The 23,068-nt window shown below is 38.8% G+C and carries 16 protein-coding genes; 14 read left to right on the forward strand and 2 right to left on the reverse strand.

What is annotated here, in order from left to right; all coding sequences use genetic code 11:
- Positions 1-577 precede the first annotated feature (577 nt).
- The 5 genes from OR571_RS07235 (at position 578) to OR571_RS07255 (ending at position 8,389) form a co-directional block, all read left to right on the forward strand.
- Positions 578-1,144, forward strand: coding sequence for a hypothetical protein (locus OR571_RS07235; RefSeq protein ID WP_282242167.1), 567 nt, complete (start codon positions 578-580; stop codon positions 1,142-1,144).
- Positions 1,145-1,446: 302 nt separating this feature from the next.
- Positions 1,447-1,827, forward strand: a complete 381-nt coding sequence (locus OR571_RS07240) for a hypothetical protein (protein WP_282242168.1) — start codon at positions 1,447-1,449, stop codon at positions 1,825-1,827.
- A 791-nt stretch (positions 1,828-2,618) separates the two neighbouring features.
- On the forward strand, positions 2,619-5,090 hold the full coding sequence (locus tag OR571_RS07245; RefSeq protein ID WP_282242169.1) for a beta-glucosidase family protein: 2,472 nt from the start codon (positions 2,619-2,621) through the stop codon (positions 5,088-5,090).
- Positions 5,091-5,211: 121 nt separating this feature from the next.
- Positions 5,212-6,747 (forward strand): right-handed parallel beta-helix repeat-containing protein, encoded by a 1,536-nt coding sequence (locus OR571_RS07250; RefSeq protein ID WP_282242170.1) that lies wholly within the window; start codon positions 5,212-5,214, stop codon positions 6,745-6,747.
- Between the two features lie 364 nt (positions 6,748-7,111).
- A complete protein-coding gene (locus OR571_RS07255; protein WP_282242171.1) occupies positions 7,112-8,389 on the forward strand; it encodes a pyridoxal-phosphate-dependent aminotransferase family protein in 1,278 nt (425 codons plus the stop codon).
- Positions 8,390-8,549: 160 nt separating this feature from the next.
- Here OR571_RS07255 and OR571_RS07260 read toward each other — a convergent pair whose 3' ends face one another.
- Entirely contained in the window at positions 8,550-9,416 is an 867-nt protein-coding gene (locus OR571_RS07260; protein WP_282242172.1) for an alpha/beta hydrolase, read from the reverse strand.
- A 253-nt stretch (positions 9,417-9,669) separates the two neighbouring features.
- Here OR571_RS07260 and allB (OR571_RS07265) point away from each other — a divergent pair, with 253 nt between their 5' ends.
- From allB (OR571_RS07265) to OR571_RS07305, 9 genes are all read left to right on the forward strand, one after another.
- Positions 9,670-11,028, forward strand: a complete 1,359-nt coding sequence (gene allB / locus OR571_RS07265; protein WP_282242173.1) for an allantoinase AllB — start codon at positions 9,670-9,672, stop codon at positions 11,026-11,028.
- A 40-nt stretch (positions 11,029-11,068) separates the two neighbouring features.
- Positions 11,069-12,403: an allantoinase gene (locus tag OR571_RS07270; RefSeq protein ID WP_282242174.1), complete on the forward strand. Its 1,335-nt coding sequence runs from the start codon at positions 11,069-11,071 to the stop codon at positions 12,401-12,403.
- A 90-nt stretch (positions 12,404-12,493) separates the two neighbouring features.
- Positions 12,494-12,967 (forward strand): PucR family transcriptional regulator ligand-binding domain-containing protein, encoded by a 474-nt coding sequence (locus OR571_RS07275; protein WP_282242175.1) that lies wholly within the window; start codon positions 12,494-12,496, stop codon positions 12,965-12,967.
- Positions 12,968-13,103: 136 nt separating this feature from the next.
- Positions 13,104-14,156, forward strand: coding sequence for a PucR family transcriptional regulator (locus OR571_RS07280; protein WP_282242176.1), 1,053 nt, complete (start codon positions 13,104-13,106; stop codon positions 14,154-14,156).
- Between the two features lie 37 nt (positions 14,157-14,193).
- Complete coding sequence (locus tag OR571_RS07285) at positions 14,194-14,574, forward strand: Rid family detoxifying hydrolase (protein ID WP_282242177.1); 381 nt, start codon at positions 14,194-14,196, stop codon at positions 14,572-14,574.
- Between the two features lie 690 nt (positions 14,575-15,264).
- Positions 15,265-16,662, forward strand: a complete 1,398-nt coding sequence (locus tag OR571_RS07290; protein WP_282242178.1) for an NCS1 family transporter — start codon at positions 15,265-15,267, stop codon at positions 16,660-16,662.
- Between the two features lie 278 nt (positions 16,663-16,940).
- Positions 16,941-18,410 (forward strand): allantoin permease, encoded by a 1,470-nt coding sequence (gene allW, locus OR571_RS07295; RefSeq protein ID WP_282242179.1) that lies wholly within the window; start codon positions 16,941-16,943, stop codon positions 18,408-18,410.
- A gap of 72 nt (positions 18,411-18,482) precedes the next feature.
- Positions 18,483-19,838, forward strand: coding sequence for an allantoinase AllB (gene allB, locus OR571_RS07300; RefSeq protein WP_282242180.1), 1,356 nt, complete (start codon positions 18,483-18,485; stop codon positions 19,836-19,838).
- A gap of 73 nt (positions 19,839-19,911) precedes the next feature.
- Positions 19,912-21,252 (forward strand): allantoinase, encoded by a 1,341-nt coding sequence (locus tag OR571_RS07305; RefSeq protein ID WP_282242181.1) that lies wholly within the window; start codon positions 19,912-19,914, stop codon positions 21,250-21,252.
- 67 nt (positions 21,253-21,319) lie between these two features.
- Here the strand turns inward: OR571_RS07305 and OR571_RS07310 are convergent, their stop codons facing one another.
- On the reverse strand, positions 21,320-22,975 hold the full coding sequence (locus tag OR571_RS07310) for a PucR family transcriptional regulator (RefSeq protein WP_282242182.1): 1,656 nt from the start codon (positions 22,973-22,975) through the stop codon (positions 21,320-21,322).
- Positions 22,976-23,068 lie beyond the last annotated feature (93 nt).

Raw genomic sequence — 23,068 nt, forward strand, 5'->3', positions numbered from 1 at the left:
ATAACGATATTTAATTAATGAAACAGACACAAAAAATAATGTGTCTGTTTTTTTATTTGCTGTCCGTAGAATAGCAATGGAGTAGTTTTGAGAGAAATAAGGAAAATAAAATGTCCTTATTAACAAAAAATATAGAGAATCCACTAGCGTGTTTAATATAAATAGTCATTAATAATTGTTATATTGTTTTGATAATTTTTACTCTCTAGTTTTATTTGTAAAGTTGAAATGGACAATTTTTATTAAATTATATAGTGTGGGAAAACCCTGAGATATTAGAGAGGACAAATAAGAGAGCATAATTAAATTCTGTAGAATACAGTTATTTAAGTGATATACATTATTTCATATATTGCAAAATTCTATAAATAAGTAATGGAAGCGACATTTTTTTTAATCCGAGGAACACAAAATGGTAACAATGCTTTGGTATATTCAATGCAGGCAGATGATGGTGCTGCCGGAAAATTTGAGTAATACCGTTGCTCAGAATAAGAAGAGGTGAAACGATAGATAACGGAATTTATGAAAAATCCATCCTATCAGTAGAAAAATACGAATTAGGAGAGATCAAGTAATGAATAAAAAACAAATGGAATCGAAGAAAGCTAATAAAAATTTATCGAAGAAAGTAGCGCCACTGGTGATGTCAACATCTATGATGGCAGCAACTTTTTTAGCAGCTGGTGCTCCTATTTCTGCAGCAGAGCTTGATACAAAAGAAGTTAATCCAGAAGTTATTGAACATGTGAAAAATCATGGTCAAGAAGTATCTGCATTAGCGAGAAGTCTATCTGGGTCTCCTGAAAAAGGTGAATTAGTTAGCAAGCTAGCTCGAGTTCATTCCGAAACAACTGATGATAATCCAGATAATAAAGACAATATAGATGATACAACAGCAGAAGAATCAGAAGCACCGGCAGCTGAAGAAGTCCAAGAAGCAGATGAAACAGAAGCAGTAGAAGACGAATCAGCGGAGGAAGCCGAAGCACCGACAGCTGAAGAAGGTCAAGAAGCAGATGCAAACAGAAGCAGTAGAAGACGAATCAGCAGAAGAAGGCCGAAGTACCGACAGCTGAAGAAGGTATCACAGAAGCACCGACAGCTGAAGAAGGTCAAGAAGCAGACGAAACAGAAGCAGTAGAAGACGAATCAGTAGAAGATGAATCAGCAGAAGAAAAAGAAGCACCGACAGCTGAAGAAGGTCAAGAAGTAGATAAAACAGAAGCAGTAGAAGACGGAGCAACAGATGAAACAGAAGCAATTGAAGACGAAGCCACAGAAGAACCGGCAGCTCCCAATGCTGAAGAAGACCAAGTAGATGATTCTAGTGCATGGGTAGATAAAGCTTATCAATTTATCGGTGATGGCTATCACAGTGTTATTGGATATTATCAAACTCTTATTGAACAAAAATTAGCTCAAACAAGTGAAGAATCTGAAAACGTGGAAGCTATTGATGTAGTGTCCGATGCAGATGAAACAGATACATCAACTAAAGAGGCAGATGCATCTCAAGACATCTCAGTTGATATCGAAAACACAGACCTAACAAATGATGCTGACGTTAATCTAGAAAAACCAGTAAATGTAGAAAATGAAGAGCAAGCTTCTGATGTAGAAACACAAGAGCAAGAAACTGTAGAATCAGTGGAAAATCCAGTGCAAGCAGTAAATGAAGAAGAAAATTTAGCTGCTGAAACAGAACAAGTGAGTCAAAATGAAGTAGAAAAAGAATCCGAACAAATCTCTTTGAAGGATAAAATGGTAGTGTACTATCAAGACCTAGTAGCTTCATTTGCTAACTTTATGAACTTCTTAAAATAAGAGTGACTCTAGCATAATTGATCGCAGTCCAATGAATTCGAATTGAATAAAAAAGGAGGGGGATGAATAAAGGAGAATATTCATTTCCCTCTTTTTGATATTGAAAGGGTGCATGTATAGTAAAAGTGAATTGCTGAATTAATAAAACAACATATAGGATAATCTAGAGGCATCTAATCAGTTGTATAAACTTTTGAGATGCTTCTTTTTCATTACTTGTTTAATTGGAGATGAATATTCTTAGTGATTTGATCGTTGGAGTGCCCGGTTCGTCTACGATTAGTTTGAATGCTAACAGAACTTTCTAGAAAAGAGGTGTGAAAAGATGCCCATTAAATTATTGCCAATCCCTCATTTAACCATAAAGCTTCTACTACTTCTACTGGTTCATATATATAGCCTCTTACCAGAAGTCTATGTAATTAAGGGACGATATTCATTTGTCACCTTCCATGAGATTTCCAATTATCTTTCGGATCAACGCATATTTTATAAATAGTAATTCTTTTATCTAATTTTATTATATTTATAATAATGATTATTTCGATTCATTGTAATCACTTAATTAACGAATCAATGCTTGTTTTAGTGCTTGAATAGCATTTTAAGGACTTTAGAAGTGTTACCAATATAGTGTTTTTTGTTATCAATCTGTAATTTGTCGTTCATGCTAGTGTAATAGTTTTTCTCTATACTGATACACGGAATAGATAGCAAGGGAGAGAGAAAGTTGAAATAATAATTATTCAAAAGATAATAATTGGAGAGTAGATTGTAAGGGAGAATTTAGGATGATAAGACGAATTAGTGCAATTATTTTAACGGCAACGATTTCTATGTCTTCGTTAGTAAATCCTGCTAATGCAATGAATGGAGAATCGGAAGGGAATAACCCTTGGATGAACACCAAGCTGTCTGCTGAGGAGCGCACTGAGCTGCTTCTCGATGAGATGACAATGGAAGAGAAAATCCAACAAATCGCCATTTCACGCTTTAATGAGAACGACACCGGAGAGACGATTGTGATCAACAAGGGTGGTACTAGTAAGTATCAGAACGGCGAATTCGCACCCGAGGGTACCTTGCCTGGTTGTGAGTGGCAGGACACCGGCCGTCAGATTCATGGGATTGACGAATTAGGCATTCCCACTGTCCGTATGACTAATGGTGGTACGGGAGTAAAAGGCGGATCGTGTGGTAATGACCCAGAGGCGACGGGACTACCATCTACCCCGGCTTTGGCTGCGACTTTCGACCGAGCGCTGAACTATGAGGCAGGTCGAATTCTCGGCGAAGAGACGCGTGCCTTCGCTCATCACGTGTTGCTCGGACCGGGCATGAACTTAATACGTCACCCGTACGGTGGTCGTAACTATGAATACTTCAGTGAGGACCCGTACTTGACGGGTATACTGGCTACCGAGCAAGTCAAAGGCATCCAGGGGCAAGGGATTCAAGCACAGCTTAAGCATTTGGCCGGCAACGAGCAAGAAACGGAGAGATGGACGATGGGTGTCCAAGTTCCTTCACAGGCTATGAACGAGCTTTACATGCTGCCTTTTGAAATGACTGTAAAGGATGCTGATCCAGCCTCAGTGATGTGTTCTTTCCCGGACGTTAACGGTACTTATGCTTGTGACAGCTCTGAATTGCTTCAAGATGCACTACGGAACAATTGGGGCTTTGACGGATATGTTATGAGTGACCGTCGTGCAATTCATGACACGGTTGCTGCCATTAAGGCCGGTACGAATGTCGAGCTAGACTGGGCACCACAGTATTATACGGAGGAGATAATCCAGGATGCCCTTGATTCAGGTGAGGTGACAGAGGAGGACATCGACAATCTTCTTCGTCCGCGTTACATCAAAATGATTGAATTCGGCCATATGGATGAACCTTACGATGAGTTTCTACCGGAGATAGTCGATCCGATTGCTAATGGTGCTAGTGCACGAAAGATGGCTGAGGAAGGCGCCGTGCTTTTAAAGAATGATAACGACTTCCTACCACTAAACGGTGAACCGGAGTCTATTGCACTAATCGGTGTTGAATGGTTTGCCGGTGAGGCAAAGATGTCCCCACGCTCCATACGAGACAATAATGAGAACGTAAATGCTCCTTACACGGTCACTCCGCAAGAAGGACTAGAGAACGTTATCGAGGAATTGGGCTATGATACTAAAGTGACATACAACGATGGTCGCGATCCAAAAGCTGCAGCTGAGCTGGCTGCTGAGTCTGACGTTGTACTGCTCATGGTCGGAGACAACCCACATGAGACTGTGGACCGTGATACCCTTGGATTCCCAGCTATCGACCTTGACACACATAAGGATCGAGAGGATTGGGTGGAACAGGAGCCGCTGATTGATGCAGTCTTGGAGGCCAATGCAGAGAATACAGCTGTGGTCTTGAAGACATCCGGTACGGTACTAATGCCGTGGTTGGATAAAGTGCCTGCTGTGCTTGAGGCTTGGTTCCCAGGCATGGAGGATGGCAATGCTGTAGCAAACTTGGTTTACGGTAAAGTTAACCCTTCTGGTAAGTTGCCTATGACATTCGGTACAACTGAGCGTGAAGCTGCGTTCGCAACAGAGGAGCAATTCCCTGGAACACGTCAAGATACTGGCAAAGTAGGCGGTCCAGGACCATATGGTGATGGTTCCGACCAATTAATTGCCAAGTATACGGAGGGTCTAGAGATGGGCTACCGCTGGTATGAAGCAAACGATGTGAAGCCAGTTTTCCCATTCGGGTACGGCTTATCGTATACGACTTTCGAGTATGATGACTTGAAGGTTAAGAAGGTTCGTGGTAAAGGAAATTCGAAAGGAAAAGGCAACAACGGCTCGTTGTCGGGTATTGACGTATCCTTCACAATCAAGAACACTGGTGAAGTTGCCGGCAAAGAAGCCGCACAAGTCTACCTGACATTGCCGAATGAGGCAGGACAGCCAACCAAACGTCTTGTTAACTTCGAGAAGGTTGACCTTGAGCCAGGTGAGAGTCAACGCGTGACTATGCGTATTAATCAAGATGATTCCAACCATCCGTTCTCTTACTTTATTCCGGAAGAACCGGACAATCTAGCGAACTGGGCTGATGGCGAGTGGTCTACTGTTGATGGAAAATACCGTGTACATGTCGGTGGCTCCTCGGCAGATACTCCATTGGAAAAAGACATCCCGTTGAACTTCAAACTTAATAAAGACAATGGCAACAAAAAAGGGAACAATGGCAAGGGCGACGCAAAGAAATAGTCCCCTCGCTATGGAGTGATGTCAGAACATCACAAAAGCGGTGAGCGTTTGCGCTCACCGCTTTTCTCGTCACCTTCTTGAAAATGAGAGAGACGAAAAGAGTTCAGAAAGGACGTGAGAAATGATGAAAGAATTAGTTCGAAGCAGCCAGCGAGGACTGGTGCATATATGGTGGATGGTTGGCTTGGTGTTTTTCTTGACTGCTTGCACCGTCGAGGAATCCACTGGGCCAATCGAGAACGATGAAGCTGTAGAACCTGCGCCTTCAAAGAATGAAGAAGTTGTGAAACTTAGACCGACTGAGCAAGGGGACTGGCAGCTCCCTGGCTTAGTGGATAGGTCTGGTGAGCCGATTGCGGTGTCGACACCTGGTCCGGTCACGGGAAAGCGACTTAATGTTACGGATTTTGGAGCAGATCCCAATCCGGATTCACACGACGACGCAGCAGCCATTCGGGAGGCCTTGGACAATGCTGAACCCGGTGACGAAGTCCTGCTACCAGCCGGCACGTATGACCTGCGCTCCACAGAACCGGACGACAAGTCTGCGAACATCGTGTTGCGTAGCGGCGTAGATCTACGCGGTGAGGGTCAAGAGAACACCATCCTGCTGACCTCCCTCGACGGAGAGGAGGATAGCCGAGTGATCCGGGGCTCGGGCGTTCACGATGTTCGCATCGCTGATTTCACTATCACTTCCCGTCATGAGGGACCTCTTGGAGACGATCCCGACGACGGCGATGCAGGTGGCGGTCCGATGTACGGGATTCACCTCGGAGCCAAGGAAGGGCAAGCTAGCTCTCAAATACTGGTGGAGAACCTTAGCATTCGCAGGTTCGAGCGCCATGGTATCTCGGTCAAGGCAAGTCGTGAGGTGACGCTCTCTGGAAACTACATCAGTGAGGCAACTGCCGTCGGTCCCGGTGGACAAGGCTACGGCATAGCTATCGAGGGATCAAGGGACCAACACGATCCAGATGCCACCAACGACTCCCGGCACAATGTGATCATCGGCAATACCTTCGATGGCAGGCATCTTCGGCACGCTATTCTGCTTCAGTTTTCCACACACAACAATCTCGTGGCAGACAACACCATTGTCGGCAGTCGCCTTGATGCTATTGACTTGCATGGGGAAGGTGAATACCTGAACGAAGTCCGAGGTAACACGATCGTTGGCGGTCAGCGGGCGGGCATCGCGCTAGGCAACTCAGGAGGAGACAAGAACAAACACGATGCCTCAGGGCCTGGAAACTGGGTGCACTCCAACAACCTGATTGGAAATCGTCAAGGAGTCCTCGTTATACTAGGAACTCCCGATACTCTAATCGAGGACAACTGGGTCAGCGCTGGGGAAAATTCAAAGGTTGGCATAGAAGTCCAAAATGGGCCGGGAACGAAGTTGCTCAGTAACTACATTACTGGAGGTGCTGAAGGGTTCTGGGCTATTCGACTCGCTGAGGATCGGGGTGCTGATGGACGGGGAAAAGGAATTCCCTCAGACATCAAGATCGAGTCAAATGTTATGCGACAGGCTGCTAACGGTATCAGAATCGACGCGGGGGAGAGACTTCATTTGGTGGAAAATCTCCTAGATGACATTGATGGAGCTAAGCTGAGAGTGGCCGATGGTATCGACAGTGTGAATGTTGAGTAACTGATAATTCTTATTCAAATTTCTATAATTAACCCAGTCTTCACATTAAAAGAGGGCTGGGTTTCACCTAATGTTGCTTTCTTCTCTTAAAAATTTTATAGGTATATTTTGGTTCCTTATTCAATTTTGCTGAAGAAAACGAAATGGAAGGACTAATTTGTGGGCATATTAATAATATCTTGTGTATAAATATCTATTAAAATTGAAAGCGTTTTATATTTAACTTTTTGAATAAACCCTTGATTGTAACGTTTCACCCTGTTAAAATCAAATTATTATTTTTTTCAAACATATTGTTTGAATGAACTTTCTTTATAATTATTCATTTGATATAAAAATACATTCACAATAGGAGTTAAGATATATGGTAAAGTACACAGATCTAAATGTACCACTTAGGACGATAATGACACCTGGACCAGTAGAAGTTGATCCAAGAGTATTAAGGGCGATGGCTACCCCGATTTTAGGACAATTTGATCCTGCATTTACGAATATCATGAATGAAACAATGGAAATGCTTCGGGCTGTATTTCAAACAGAAAATCAATGGGCCTTCCCGGTTGATGGAACTTCCAGAGCAGGTTTGGAAGCTGTTCTGTGCAGTATTATTGAACCTGGCGATAAGGTTTTGATTCCAATATACGGACGATTTGGTTATCTGTTAACTGAAATCTGCCAGCGTTATGGAGCAGAGGTTACAACAATGGAAGTTCCTTGGGGAGAGGTTTTTGACCCTGAAGAAGTCATCAATAAAATTCACGAAGTTTCTCCAAAAATTGTTGCTATTGTTCATGCTGAAACTTCAACTAGCTGCATGCAGCCATTAAAAGAAATTGGTGAAGCTTGCAGAAATGCAGATGTTCTGTTAGTTGTTGATGCTGTAGCATCTTTAGGTGGAGTTGACCTTAAAGTGGATGAGCTTAAGCTTGATGCAGTTATTGGCGGTACGCAAAAATGTTTATCTGTTCCATCTGGATTAGCCCCGATTACTTATAACAAACGGGTTGAAGAAGTGATAAATAAAAGAAAAAGTATTGAGTTAGGCTTAAAAACCTCTCAGAGCGAGTTTTCGGATAATCGAATTATGAGTAATTATTTTGATTTAGCACAGCTTCAGGATTATTGGAGTCCTGTCCGTCTTAACCATCATACGGAAGCGACAAGTATGCAATATGCTTTACGGGAAGGGCTTCGTATTATTCTTGAAGAAGGACTTGAAAACCGATTTGCCCGTCATAAGTTAAATGAACAAGCATTAGTTGCAGGTATTAAAGCGATGGGGTTAGATATATTTGGCGATGAAAAGCACAAACTACCTGTTGTTACTGCAATCGAAATACCCGTAGGAATTGATGGTGATGAAGTACGTTCTATGATGTTAGAAGATTTTGAAGTGGAGATTGCCAGTTCTTTTGGTCCTCTTCATGGTAAGATTTGGAGAATCGGTGCTATGGGATATAGTTCCCGTAAGAAAAATATTCTTCATGTTCTTTCAGCGTTAGAAGGGACGCTTATACGTAAAGGCTTTAATGTGGATAGAGGCGAAAGTTTACAAGCGGCATTAAATGTATATGATGAATACAAAAAGAATGGCTTTAAAACTGTCGAATCAGATAAAATAATCATTCCGAGCATGTGATTAGTCATATAGTATAAACAGTGTATTTTACAAACAATTAGTAAAGGTATAACCACTTCTCTATATTAGAGAAGTGGTTATTTTTGGTGTTTTAGAAATTTGTAGATAACGAAAGAGGGTGTTCCGCTCAAATTGAGTAGACATCCTCTCTGATTTTGGATCAATTAACTTGTTGAAGTTGCTTTCTTAGAAACTGAATGACATCGTCAAATGCATTTTGTATAGTCCCATTTTGCCAATCTTCATCAAATACATGTTTGCCGTTTGGAATAGTGATCAATTGGTTTTCTACTCCCGCTTTCGTTAATGCTTCAGACATGGCTACCGATTGTTCGTAAGGAACGTCTTCATCTATTGTCCCGTGCAATAAAAGGGTTGGTGGATAATTCGAATCTAAAGTGTATAATGGGCAAAATGACTTAAGTTCTTCTATATCCATGTCGCTTATTTTTCTAATCCAATCCCCATTTTGTCTTGCGTACATGTAGATGGCATAACGTTTTTGAATCGGTCCAACGGTAATCACTTCATTGGATACGAGCATGTCAGCAAGTTCTTTCGGTACAGCTGTCATTTTTTTGTAATGCGGGCTTGGTTTTAAAGCCCAATCTCCAGTTATATCACCGTAACCGTAGAAAGAGACAATCACTTGTGGTTTTATATCAAACGTTCCAGATAGAAGAGCAAGATAGCCACCTGCTGAACCGCCAATCACTACTATTTTTTCTGGATTATAGTCAAACTGGTTTATCCCTTCATTCTTTAGCCAAGAAAGTGCATCTGCAATATCTGTTGCTATATCAGGAATTTTTGTTTCAGGTGCAAGCCGATAATCAATCGAAAATACATTAAATCCTGCTTCCAAATAAAATTCAACCTGTTCTTCTTTCATATCTTCTCTTGATCCCCAAAATAGACCACCACCATGAATATAAACAATGACAGGAGCAAACTGTATAGAAGTGGGATAAAAATCTGCTTTTATTTCAAATTGTTCTTCTTTTTTGTAAACGACAGTTGTTTTCATTGTTGTAACACACACTTTCTCTAGAGTAGTTTTTGTTAGTCAATTTAATGATTCAATATGAAATTATATCATAAAAGTAAATTATCTTTATTGAAAAGCGCTTGCTGTATGCTTCCCATCTATAAAAAGAGTGTATTAGGGAATAACTAATTGTTAGGAAATGATGGTCACATATTGCAAAACTTTAATGAGGTGTTTAGTCTAGAACATTTCATCTTCAATTTAATTTGGAAGAATATAAGGAGGAACTGTAATGATGTATGATCTAATTATTAGAAATGGGAATGTTGTATTTCGAGAAGGAGTCCGCCAAGTGGATATTGGTGTGAAGAATGAAAAAATATCTTGTATAGCTGAAGAAATTACAGATGATGCAAAAAAAGTTATTGATGCAAGTGGGCAATATGTGATGCCTGGTATGGTTGATACGCACGTTCATATTAGTGAACCTGGTCGAACTGAGTGGGAAGGGTTTGAAACAGGATCAAAAGCGATGGCGGCTGGAGGTACGACGAGCTATGTGGAAATGCCGCTAAATGCATTACCGGCAACCATTAATAAAGAAGCACTTGACCTAAAACTTGATGCCGCGGTCGATCAGAACTATGTGGACTATGGTTTCTATGGTGGGCTTGTACCTGAAAATCTAGATAAACTAGAAGAATTAGCAGATGCAGGTGTTCTGGCGTTTAAATGCTTCCTTTCCGATATTACAAGTGATATTCCTGGAGATTTTACGAATGTTGATGATTATACGATGTACAAGGGAATGCAAAAAATAGCAGAATTAGGTGGGATTCTATGTATCCATGCTGAAAACCCATCTGTTACATCTAAGCTTACGGAAGAAATGATTAGAGAAGGCCGGACCTCTGCAGCTGAATACGTTGATTCGCGTCCAATTTTCACGGAAGTGGATGCAGTTCAGCGTGCCGTTTTGTTTGCAAAAGAAACAGGATGTAAATTACACTTAGTACACATTAGTACATCAGAAGCCGTTCAAGTAATTTTAAAAGCACGCTCGGAAGGGTTAGATGTAACGCTGGAATCATGCCCTCACTATTTTGCTATGACTGCTGAACAAGTAGCGGAAATTGGTCCAGAAGCAAAATGTCAACCGCCGATCCGAAAAGCAAAAGACCAAGCGAAGTTATGGGACGAGTTATTGAAAGGTAACATTGACTGGATAACCTCTGACCATTCACCATGTACGGAAGATTTAAAGCAAGGAAACATTTTTGAGGCATGGGGCGGAATTAGTGGCGTTCAAAATAATGTGGATTTAATGTTTGATTTAGCCGTAAAACAACGTGGTTTAGCAATAGAAAAGTTTGTCGATTTAATCGCATTTAACCCTGCCAAACGTTTTAACTTACCTTATAAAGGGGAAATAGCTATTTATAAAGACGCAGACATTATTTTATTAGATCCCAATCAGTCCTATGTTGTTAAAAGGGAAGAACTATATTACAAAAATAAACATAGCGCCTATGTAGGCAGAAAAATTGACTGTCGTGTAACAAAAACGATTGTACGTGGAAATGTAGTTTTCGATTTACAAAAAGGAATTGTAGGGGAACCAATCGGAAAACTATTGTCTGCTGAAAAATAAAATAGTCTTTTGAACTTTTTTAAGTAAAGGAGCGATAATCATGACAAATTATGATTTAATTATACGAAATGGGCACATTGTCACCTCGGAGTCAGTTGCTAGAGGAGATATTGGGATTAAGGATGGCAAGATTGCCGAAGTGTCAGTAAATGAAGGTATTAGTGCAAAGGGTACCAATGAAATAAACGCTGAAGGACTTCATGTTTTCCCGGGCCTCATAGATTCTCATGTGCATTTCAACGAACCTGGAAGAACGGAATGGGAGGGAGTCGAAACAGGCAGTAAAAGCTTGGCTGCGGGCGGTGTAACGACTTATTGTGATATGCCTTTAAACAGTACGCCTCCAACAATTAACAAAGAAAATTTAGAGTTAAAAAGAAAGCTTTCCGAAGAAAAGTCGGTTATAAATCCGAATTACTGGGGCGGCCTAGTACCCGAAAACATTGATAATTTAAAGGAACTTTACGATAATGGTGTCGTCGCCTTTAAAGCATTTATGTCGCCAAGTGGTATAGATGATTTTCATCATTCTGACGACGAAACACTTTATAGAGGGATGAAAGAAATTGCCTCCATAGGTTCATTACTTGGTGTTCATGCGGAGAGCACAGTAATTTGTGAACAGTTGGCAACGAAGAAGTTGCAGGAAGGGAAAACATCTGCGCGTGACTTTGTGGAATCAAGACCGATTATTTCAGAGATAGAGGCTGTTCGAAGAATTATTTCTTATGCCGAAGCAACGGGATGTAAACTGCATATCGTCCATGCAAGCAGCAGAAAAGTGGTTCAAGTAGTAGAAGAAGCAAAACGCAGAGGCGTAGATGTAACAGTCGAAACTTGTGGGCACTATTTATCATTAACTGTGAAAGACTTAGAAGAAAAAGGCGGCTTGGCAAAATGCGCTCCTCCTTTACGAGATGAAGAGGAACTAGAGGAATTATGGGTAGCGGTTGCTAATGGGGAGATTGATGTGATTTCCTCAGATCATTCTCCAGCGCCTGCTTCCATGAAGACGATTACGGATAATTATTTCGAGGGCTGGGGTGGCATCTCTGGAGCACAATCTACATTTAATATTATGCTGACAGAAGGCTATGCTAAGCGTAACCTACCCTTGGAAAAGATTGTGAAGTTAATGGGAACCAATCCTGCGAAAATATTTGGCTTAACCAATAAAGGAGATATCGCGGTCGGTTATGACGCCGATTTCGCGATTGTTAGTCTAGATGAAAGCTTTAGATTAGAAAATGAAGATTTGTTCTATCGTCATAAGCATTCACCATATGTAGGTATGACGTTTGAAGGGAAAGTTAAGACAACCATTGTAAGTGGTGAGGTTGTTTTTGAAAATGGCCACTTTCCAAAAGCATATTAAAGTTTATATAATAAAAGAAAATCAATAACGGATGACAAAGGGCTGAGGCATTTCTCTGCCCTTTTGTTCGACTGGAAAGGAGGGAGTTATGTGGAATTTCGTGTGAAAGATGTTTTGAATTTATCATCACTCAAAGAGTCCGTTGTTTTAAGTGGAGAGCAATATTTGCATAAAGTTGTAAAAGGTTCTACTATAATGGAAGCTCCAGATATTACTGACTGGTTAAAAGGTGGAGAACTAATATTGACCAGTCTATATCCAATCCGTTTTTTTAACGAACAGGAGCAAAAGCAGTTTATTGCGAAGTTAGCTGAAAAAGATGTTAGTGCATTAGTGATTAAAAATCATCGATTTGTAAAAGAAATTCCCCAGTCCATCATCGATGAAGCGGAAAAGTGTAGGCTGCCAATCATCCAAATTCCTAAAGAAGTCCCTTATGTAGATGTTCTATATCCAGTAATGGAAGAAATATTGAATACGCAAGTAAAAAAACTACAGTATTATAAAGAAATCCATGACCAATTACAGCTCTATCATTGGCTGATGAAAGTCCAGAAAAAATAATTGAGACATTAGAGAACTTAATTGGAAATCCTGTTGCCTTATTTGATCGAAATTTCTTTTGCATAGCTTCCACACTCCCTGGTTTAACTAATTTTAAAATTGTTGAAAAAATTATTACTTTGACGAAACAGAAAAGATGAAATTTCCGCATTACCGTCAAATCGTTAGGTACCCGGAACAAAAAGAGAAAATTGGACATCAAATAGTTGTTCCAATTGAAACGATTAACCATATAAAAACGTATCTATTAATAGGTGAAATGAATAAACCTTTGGAAGAGCTCGATTTTATTGCAATTGAAAATGCTGCAACTTCCCTTTCGCTTGAACTAGTTAAAAAATTTGCTGTAGCAGAAGTAGACAAACGATTTAAAAATGATTTACTGGAACAATTAATCGAAGGGAAATTACCTTCCAATATTCTTTACCAAGATGCCAATTTAATTGGTTGGGATATAGAGGGATCATTTGCGGTTGTTTTGTTCAAAATAAGCAAAATGAATGAACTGAATTCTTCGAAGCAAGTGAAACGAGGAATTTCCAATGCCAATGAAGAGACATTGCTTCACGAGGCTATTGATCAGTATTTACCGAACGTAATTATGGGTAGTAAAAGCGGATTAAAAGTAGTGCTATGGAAAGTCGATTTAGAAGACCCCGAGTGGTTAATCAAAATTAAAGTAAAAGTATCGAGTATATTAGATTTGGTAAAAAAGCAGGCTAACGAAATAATTATTCAAGTAGGGATAGGAACGCTATCAGAAAATATTAATAGAATTTCCGAAAGTTACATAAAGGCTCAGGATGCTTTAGAATTTGGAGAGGTTTTAAATGGTAGGGAGTTCGTAACTTCCTATTCTGAACTAGGGGTCTTTAGGATGTTAGGTAAGTTTACTAATTCTGAAGAGTTAAAGACTTTTATTCCTCCATCATTACAATTGTTGCTAAACTATCAGCAAGCAAATAAATCAGATTTGATAACTACATTAAAAGTTTTCTTACAATGCAATCAAAATGCCACGAAAGCATCTCAGCTTCTTTTTATCCACCATAAAACAGCGGTCTATCGTATTGAACGCATCAAAGAAATAACAGGGATGAATTTTGATGATGCGGAAGAAATGCTGTTAGTTCAAATTGGATTAAAGATTATTGAACTTCTTGAACGAGAAAAAATTCAAAAATATTAAATTTTATCAATGAAAAGAGTAGGAGTGTTAGAGTATTATGAGAAAGACATATCGTGCAAAAAATGTAACAGCATCAGGACCATATTCACATGCAGTAGAAGCGGATAATTTTCTTTTTTTATCTGGTCAGACGGCAATGAATACCGGGACGGTAGAAAATTTACAAGGAAACATTGCAGAACAAACCAAGCAATGCTTTACCAATTTATCTGAAGTATTAGAAGCCGCTAATCTAACATTTGATAATGTAGTGAAAGTAAATGTATATCTAACGGATATGAATAATTTTTCTGCTATGAATGAGGTTTATAAAACATACTTCCAAGAACCATATCCAGCAAGAACTTGTGTGGCAGTTTTAGCATTACCACTGGGTGCGGAAGTAGAAATTGAAATGATTGCTAAGAGAAACGCATAATGATTTAAGAGAAAGTGAGGCTATCTCTCTATCCCAAAGCACTGGTAAACATTCCAGTGCTTTTTCTTTACTTAAAAACTATAAAAAACTTAGATAGCCACATAAAATTTACAATTAATGCGAGAAGTTGTGTTTTGTATGTTATGCGTGGGGTATAAACATACTACGTAGTAAGTTGCTCGGTTTATATTTGCTAGGATCAAAATAAGCCATTAGTTCTAATGATTGTCGGAAAATTGTCATTAAACTTTCATAAAAATGTAATTGGATATCAACCCCTGTATTTCAATAATTATGATTTATTGTCTATTTAATCATAGAATTTTTTTGTTCATTGTGTACAAAAGACTATACAAAGGAGCTACTATATCCATAAATGTTATGCAGTATATATAGTGAGGGTTTGTACATTTTGTTTAATAGACATAAAGACCTTTGGGCTAAAGCTATGTATAATAAATCTTGTTCATCGTGAAACCGTTTTCGAGAGGATAGTAAAGTTAATCTAATGTGACTCGGAGTTATTTTACTAATTAAAGTGAACTGCTTTTATGGAAAGAAAATTACCATTCCAAATGCAAACACTGCGTATAGTGTAATAATTATATAGCAACAGGTTAAACTATTATTTATCGTCAAAAATAAACGTAGCTTTAAATACATCAGTCGATAAAAAAAGGAGTATGACAAATGTCTACAGCAAATGAAAGTTTCGATGCAAAAGAAACGCAAATTGAACATGCCACTGGATTAGATAAATCACTACATCCAAATTCCGAAAAGGATAGAACCGTTAAGCCGAGAGACTATATTTTCATGTGGATGGGCGATGGGGTTAACATAGGGAATATGACGTTAGGAGCCAGTGTAATTATAGCGGGAGTAGCAACGCTAAACATTTTCCAAACAATGTTGGCAGCTCTAATCTCCATTGGGATCATATCCACTATATTCGCATTAAATGACCGACTAGGCTATAAAACAGGTATACCATACGTTGTACAGCTTAGAATGTCTTTCGGTACAAAGGGAACAGTTATTTCGTCATTACTACGCGGTATACCTGCTATTGTTTGGTATGGTATTCAAAGCTGGATTGGCGGTACTGCACTTAATGAATTTTTAAAGATTATTACGAATGGATCTTTTAATAATATTGTTATTTGTTTTGTAGGTCTTCAATTATTCCAAATTGTTATATCACTATTTGGTTTCCATGCTATTAAATGGGTAGAGACGGTTGCGTCAATCATTTTCATGATAGGACTTATTTATGTTTTTGGAATCCTTGTAACATCATACGGCACTGAGATTACTCAAACTTGGGTACAAGCAGAAGGGTCATGGGGAATACATTTCTTTGCACTGATTATGGTCTTTTTAGGAAATTATGCAGGGATCTTTGTAAGTGCTGCAGACTATTCTAGAGAGTTGAAAACGGGTATAAGCGATAAAAAACGTGGAGCATTATACTTTGTTCCAATCACTATTTCATATGGTTTTGTTATTGTTATTGGTGCTATGTTAGCTTCTGCGACAGGTGTAACAAATCCTGCGATAGCACTTCCGATGGTAATCGATAATCCATATATTTCTGCAGGTGTATCACTATTTATCGTTATTACAGTAATTGCGACAAATATGGTAGCGAACGTTGTTCCACCAGCGTATGTAATTACATTACTAACAAAATTAAAATACAAAATTTCTGTAACAATTACAGGATTGCTTGCTCTATGTGCATTCCCTTGGTTACTAATTCAAGAGTCATCAGCGGCTGGTCTAAATATGTTCGTTCTTATCTACTCTGCATTTTTAGGTCCTGTTATCTCAATCCTGTTGGTTGAATATTATATTTTAAGAAAACAGAGAGTAGATACTGGTGAGTTGTACAATGAAAAAGGTTCTTATGCAGGCTACAATCCAGCAGGGTTGCTTGCGATGTTTATCGGAGCTGCCGCAGCGTTTGTTGAAGTGGAGCTTGCATGGATAATTGGTGTTGTGGTAGCAGGAATAGCATACTATCTTCTATCGAAATATGCCTTTAAAGGTTCAAGTTTCAAAAAAGGGACAATTTTCGAGAAATAACTTTTTTCTGAAAATACCTTGTGGGATATCTATTTCCACAAGGTATTTTTGTTGTTCATTTTGTATAATGATTTGTTTAAGATGAACATAATACTTTCCTTCCTTATTTACAATGAATAATAAAAGTTGGTGCTTTTGGTTAACTGACCTAAAGAAGTATAACTAATTTTTTGTATACTAATGTAGTTCACTGTTATAGTAATTAATCTTAGAGGATTAATACAGTTTTATTCATAGCTGATGAGCACTAGTGGCATTGTAATAAGGAGGAAGTCTTTTTGAAACATTTTAATAGAGAGAAAGCGATAGCTGCCGGCTATAGTAATGATGTTTTACCCACTAAAGAAGTGGATCGAAATTGGGGCATAGGAAATTTTTTCACTGTTTGGATGGGCTCTGTTCATAACATTCCAAACTATATTGCCATTGGTGGTCTTTTTGCTTTAGGGATGTCGGTCGGTCAAGTTTTTGTAGCTATTATGGTTGCTTCTGTCATCATTGCATTGATGCTAGTCCTTAACGGTCATGCAGGATCAAAGTATGGAATAGCGTTTGCAATGCTGTTGCGTTTATCATACGGGCCAAAAGGAGCAATGATTCCTGGAGTTTTAAGGGGAGTTATTTCTGCGATTATGTGGTTCGGCTTTCAAACGTTCGCTGGAAGCCAAGCGTTGTCTATCTTAATTGGAAAGCTTTGGCCACAGTATTTAACGTTAGGTGGAGATTGGAGCCTTTTAGGGTTATCATTGCCGGCGCTGTTATCGTTTTTAATCTTTTGGTTATTTAATGTAGCTTTGATTTTTGGAGGTATGGGTTTCTTAGGAAAATTTACGAATATCCTTTCACCGCTTGTTTATATGGTTTTTGGAGGAATGGCAATTTGGGCCATTAACTTAGCGGGCGGAATTGGGCCTATTTTGGCGTATACTGGCACAGGAATCGAAGGAAATAAATTTATGATTTTCTTCGCTGCTTTAACAGCGATAGTTGCAGCATGGGCAGCGCCGATTGTAAACGTTTCCGATTTCACGAAGCTAGCAAAATCTACAAAAACACAAGCGATTGGTCAAACAGTCGGTGTTGTTGTGACGTATCTTTTGTTTGCTATTGCAAGTATCGCAATTATTGTTGGATCTGAAATAGCGTTTGGTACACCAATATGGAACGTACTTGATGTTGTGGCTCGGTTTGACGGGGCATTTGCAGTTGCTATTTCTGTTCTTACTCTATGCTTAACAACATTGTCGGTTAACGTTACCGGGAATATTGTACCTGCTGGTTACCAATTAGCCTCTTTATTTCCTAAAAGTATCACTTTCAAATCAGGTGCAATCATTGCAGCCATCATTGGGATTCTTACAATGCCGTGGAAACTGATGGAAAGTGCAACGAGTGTGTTTACTTTCTTAAATATAGTTGGTGGGATATTAGCTCCGGTTACCGGTATCATGTTAGCTCAATATTTCATCTTATCCAAAAGAAATATTGATTTGGATGCATTATATGATGCCAAAAAGGGAAGGTACCATTATACAAAGGGTTTTAATGTAAACGCGATTGTAACAACAGTCATTGCAGGCGTCGTTTGTTTAATTGGCAATTTCGTTCCCTTTTTAAAACCGCTTTACGATATGTCGTGGTTTGTAGGGATCATTACAGCTTTTGTTCTTTACACAGTGCTTGAATTTAGGCATTTAAAAGGAAAATTGTTAGAAGTAGCTCCGGAGTTACATAAGGAGAATAGTTAATAAAAGAAGTGACTAATCGAATGATTAGGAAAGAATGGTAAGTATACTATGATAGCTGAGAGGGGAATTCAAATGATTTTTGATTTAGTTATTAAAGGTGGAAATGTTGTACTGCGTGATGGTGTTTACAAATTGGATATCGGGATTAAAGACGAAAAGATTTCTTGTATTGCCGAACAAATCACGGATGATGCGAAAGAAGTAATAAATGCGACTGGTCAATATGTTATGCCAGGTATGATTGATACGCATGTTCATATTAGCGAACCTGGACGTACAGAGTGGGAAGGTTTTGAAACAGGATCTAAATCGTTAGCTGCTGGTGGAACGACTAGTTATGTGGAAATGCCGCTTAATGCACTTCCAGCGACAATCAATAAAGAGGCATTAGATCTTAAGTTGGAAGCAGCAGTCAATCAAAACTATGTAGACTACGCATTTTACGGTGGACTTGTACCTGAGAACCTAGACAAACTTAAAGAATTATCTGATGCTGGTGTTCTAGCTTTTAAATGTTTCTTATCTGATATTACAAGTGATATTCCGGAAGATTTCGTAAATGTAGATGATTACACATTATACAAAGGGATGCAAAAGTTAGCTGAATTGGATCAAATCCTATGTATCCATGCAGAAAACGCGTCTGTTACATCTGGACTTGCTAAAGAATATGAAAGAGAAGGTAAAAACTCTGGAGTAGAATATGCAGAATCACGTCCTATTTTTACAGAAGTGGAAGCTGTTTCACGTGCGATTCTTTTTGCGAAAGAAACTGGTTGTAAATTGCATCTTGTTCATATAAGCACTTCAGAGGCAATACAGACTATTTTGAAAGCACGTGCAGAAGGTGTAGATGTAACGGTTGAATCATGCCCTCATTATTTTGCCTTTACTGCCGATCAAGTTGATGAAATTGGACCAAGAGCAAAATGTCAACCTCCGATCAGAAAAGCGGAAGACCAAGCAAGATTATGGGATGAGCTTCTTAATGGGAATATTGACTGGCTAACGTCTGACCATTCACCTTGTACAGAGGATTTAAAACAAGGGAATATTTGGGAAGCTTGGGGTGGAATTAGCGGCGCGCAAAACAATGTCGATCTTATGTTTGACTTAGCTGTTAAACAGCGTGGATTAGCCGTTAACAAATTTGTTGACTTAATTGCAACAACTCCAGCTGAACGTTTCAATATTCCTCATAAAGGTGAAATTGCAGTTTCCAAAGATGCCGATATCATTTTAGTGGATCCTAACCAGTCTTATACAGTTAAAAGAGAAGACCTTTACTACAAAAACAAACATAGTGCATATGAAGGTAGAAAAATTGATTGTCGCGTAACAAAAACAATTGTCCGCGGAAATGTCGTATTTGATTTAGAAAATGGAATCGTTGGAGAACCGATTGGAAAGTTAATCTCTGCTAAATAAATGGTTTATTCAATCCCTTTGTCATTTTCCAATACAATCATGGCAAAGGGATATATACTTGGAGGAATGAATGATGACTACATACGATTTGATTATCAAAAATGGGAAAATTGTTACAGCAGAATCCACTGTTCAAGGGGATATTGCGATTAAAGACGGGAAAATCCAAGAGGTTGGTCAATCTCTTGAAGGCGCTGCAGATCGAGTGATCGATGCAGAAGGACTTCATGTTTTGCCTGGGTTAATTGATACGCATGTTCACTTCAATGAGCCTGGAAGAACTGAATGGGAAGGACTTGAAACAGGAAGTCGAAGCTTAGCTGCTGGAGGAGTTACAACCTTTTTCGATATGCCTTTAAATAGTACACCGCCAACGATCAACAAAGAAAACTTAGACCTAAAAAAGGCTTGTGCGGATGAAAAATCGATTGTAAATCCTCGTTACTGGGGCGGGCTAGTTCCTGAAAATATTGCAGATTTAAAAGAACTACATGAGAATGGTGTTATCGGATTCAAAGCATTCATGTCACCGAGTGGTATTGCTGATTTCAATCATGTGGACGATGAAACGATTTTCAAAGGGATGAAAGAAATCGCTTCTCTTGGATCTCGTTTAGCAGTTCACGCTGAAAGTACAGTTATTTGTGATCAGCTTGCTGAAGAAAAGCAAAAACAAGGTAAAACGACTGCAAGAGATTTTGTTGAATCGAGACCGATTATTTCAGAAATTGAAGCTGTAAGAAGAATCATCTCTTACGCAGAAGCAACTGGCTGTAAAGTACATGTTGTCCATGCAAGTAGTAGAAAGGTCGTTGAAGTTATTCGAGCAGCGCAAGAGCGAGGCGTCGATATCACAGTTGAAACTTGCGCGCATTATTTAGCTTTAACTGTAAAAGATCTTGAAGAAAAAGGTGGATTGGCGAAGTGCTGTCCTCCACTACGCGATGAAGATGAGGTTGAAGATTTATGGGCTGCAGTTGCAAATGGAGAGATTAATGTAATTGCCTCTGACCATTCACCAGCTCCGGCTTCTATGAAAACAATAACAGATAACTATTTCGAAGGTTGGGGCGGTATCTCCGGTGCTCAATCAACATTAAATGTTATGTTAACTGAAGGATATTTCAAACGTAACCTGCCTTTAGAGAAAATTGTAGCTTTAACAGCGACAAACCCTGCAAAATTATTTGAGCTTGATGGCAAAGGGACAATTGCTAAAGGATACGATGCGGATATAACGCTTGTAAATTTAGAAGAAAGCTTTGAACTTAAGAATGAAGATTTATTCTATCGTCACCAACATTCACCTTATGTAGGTATGACGTTTAAAGGAAAAGTTAAATCCACAATTGTAGCTGGTCAAGTTGTATTTGAAAATGGAGAAATCACTGCTTCCAAAAAAGTGAATGCATAAATGGTAAAATCCCAAACCTCTTCAGGTTTGGGATTTTTGCTGTCCGGCTTAAGATGCTTAAACATTCTTAACTAAATGCTTCTTCCTCATCTAACAGAATAGAGCCGATGACGAGGGCTACGCGTATACGTAGAGAGTCTGATGGATCGCGAAGTGAACAGTTTAACAGTTCCTCAGCTTTTTCTATTCGATATTTTACTGTATTCCGATGGACAAATAATTTTCGAGATGTTTCCGAAAACTCACATTGGGCATCTAAGTAAACTTGAATCGTTTTTACCAGTTCCTGATCTTCTTTTGTTTTTGGATAGGCCAAAGATTTTAATGTATTTTCATAAAGAGCTTTTAAGTCTTTACGAGGAAGAGACTTTAATAATTCTTCTAAATCCCTTGTTTTGTAATATTTTATAAATCCTTTTAAATTTTGCTCATACCCGGTTAATATCGCTTCCACAGCTTCATAATAAGCTGTCGGTATCTCTTTGAGAGAAGGCACTGAGTGGCTTACTCCAAAGGAAAGAGTAAAATCGCCATTAAAGCTTGATTGGACATTTTCTACGAATTGGGTAATTGTATTAATTTCTTCGTCGCCGTATTTAGGGAATTGTAACATCATTGCGAAGTACTTCCCTTTTGTGAATAAAGTTGCTTCTAAATTTTGATGTATAATTTCATCTTCTAGCTGATCGTAAACACTATTATGAAGCTCTCCGACCTTTTTCTCATAAAGTTGCAACGTTTCATATACTTCTCCTTGGGCATCGATTGTACATACTACACAGACATTCTCCATCCCTTTTTGAAGTCCATAATAGTTAGAGCGGCTATATATTTCTTCGTCAGATTGGATTTTCATTTCGATTAAATCAGCAAAGAAATTATTTTTTAACAATCGCGAGTTTTCTTCGATTGCTTGCTCTTTTACGATAGTAAATGAAATGACATTGCCTGCTTGTTCGATTGCCATTTGCGAAGATGGATATGGCAAGGTAAGCGAATCGAAAATGACTAGCATACTAGGATATTGCCGTTTCGTATGAACAGGGAAAGTGGAAACGTTTTGGTGTTCCCTTGATGGAATGGAAAACGTTGTTCCTTCTCGTGCAACAAGTATGTCTTCTTTTACTTTTTGAAGAATCTCTTGTTTTATCTCTTTCATGGATTCCTTCACAAAGTCGTGGCTTTGAGCAATCATTTCTCCTCTATGATTCAATAAGAGTGCCGGACGTGCCAAAAGGTAGCCTAATTGTTCTAATAGAGCGCTTAAACTATATCCTTTTATAAGCATGTTGGAGAACTCTTTTTGCACATGTAACGCATAGTATAGCTGCTCTGCCTCATGATCATTCAAATAATTCAATATGTGACGAGAAACTTCCCCTAATGTATGTTTTGTTGGCAGATCAATAATCGGAAATGCAAGATTATCAGCCAGTAACTTTACTTCAGGCGGTAATTGGTGAAAGAATCGGCTAATCTTGATAACAAGACCAGAACAATTTAAGTCGTGCATTTGTTTGATTAGCTCGCAGAACTTCTCTGTGTCATCCTTAAAAGCATATCCCGTTGAAAGGAGAAGATGATTTTCGCCTAAAAAGTTAATCACGTCAGGTGTATCAGATATATTTACAGATTGTACATTTCTTGTTAGACCACGATGGCCTGCAAGTACAATACCTTCTTTCATGCCTTCTAATATAAATAAATCATTTATGGTTTTCATGCGAATACCCTCTCTACTAAAGTTTCCATAAGAAATATTACTCTTGTTCCTATACTATCCATTTTACGTTAAAAGTAAACAAAAATCAAAGCT

The sequence above is a fragment of the Psychrobacillus sp. NEAU-3TGS genome (assembly GCF_029955155.1).
GTDB lineage: Bacteria > Bacillota > Bacilli > Bacillales_A > Planococcaceae > Psychrobacillus.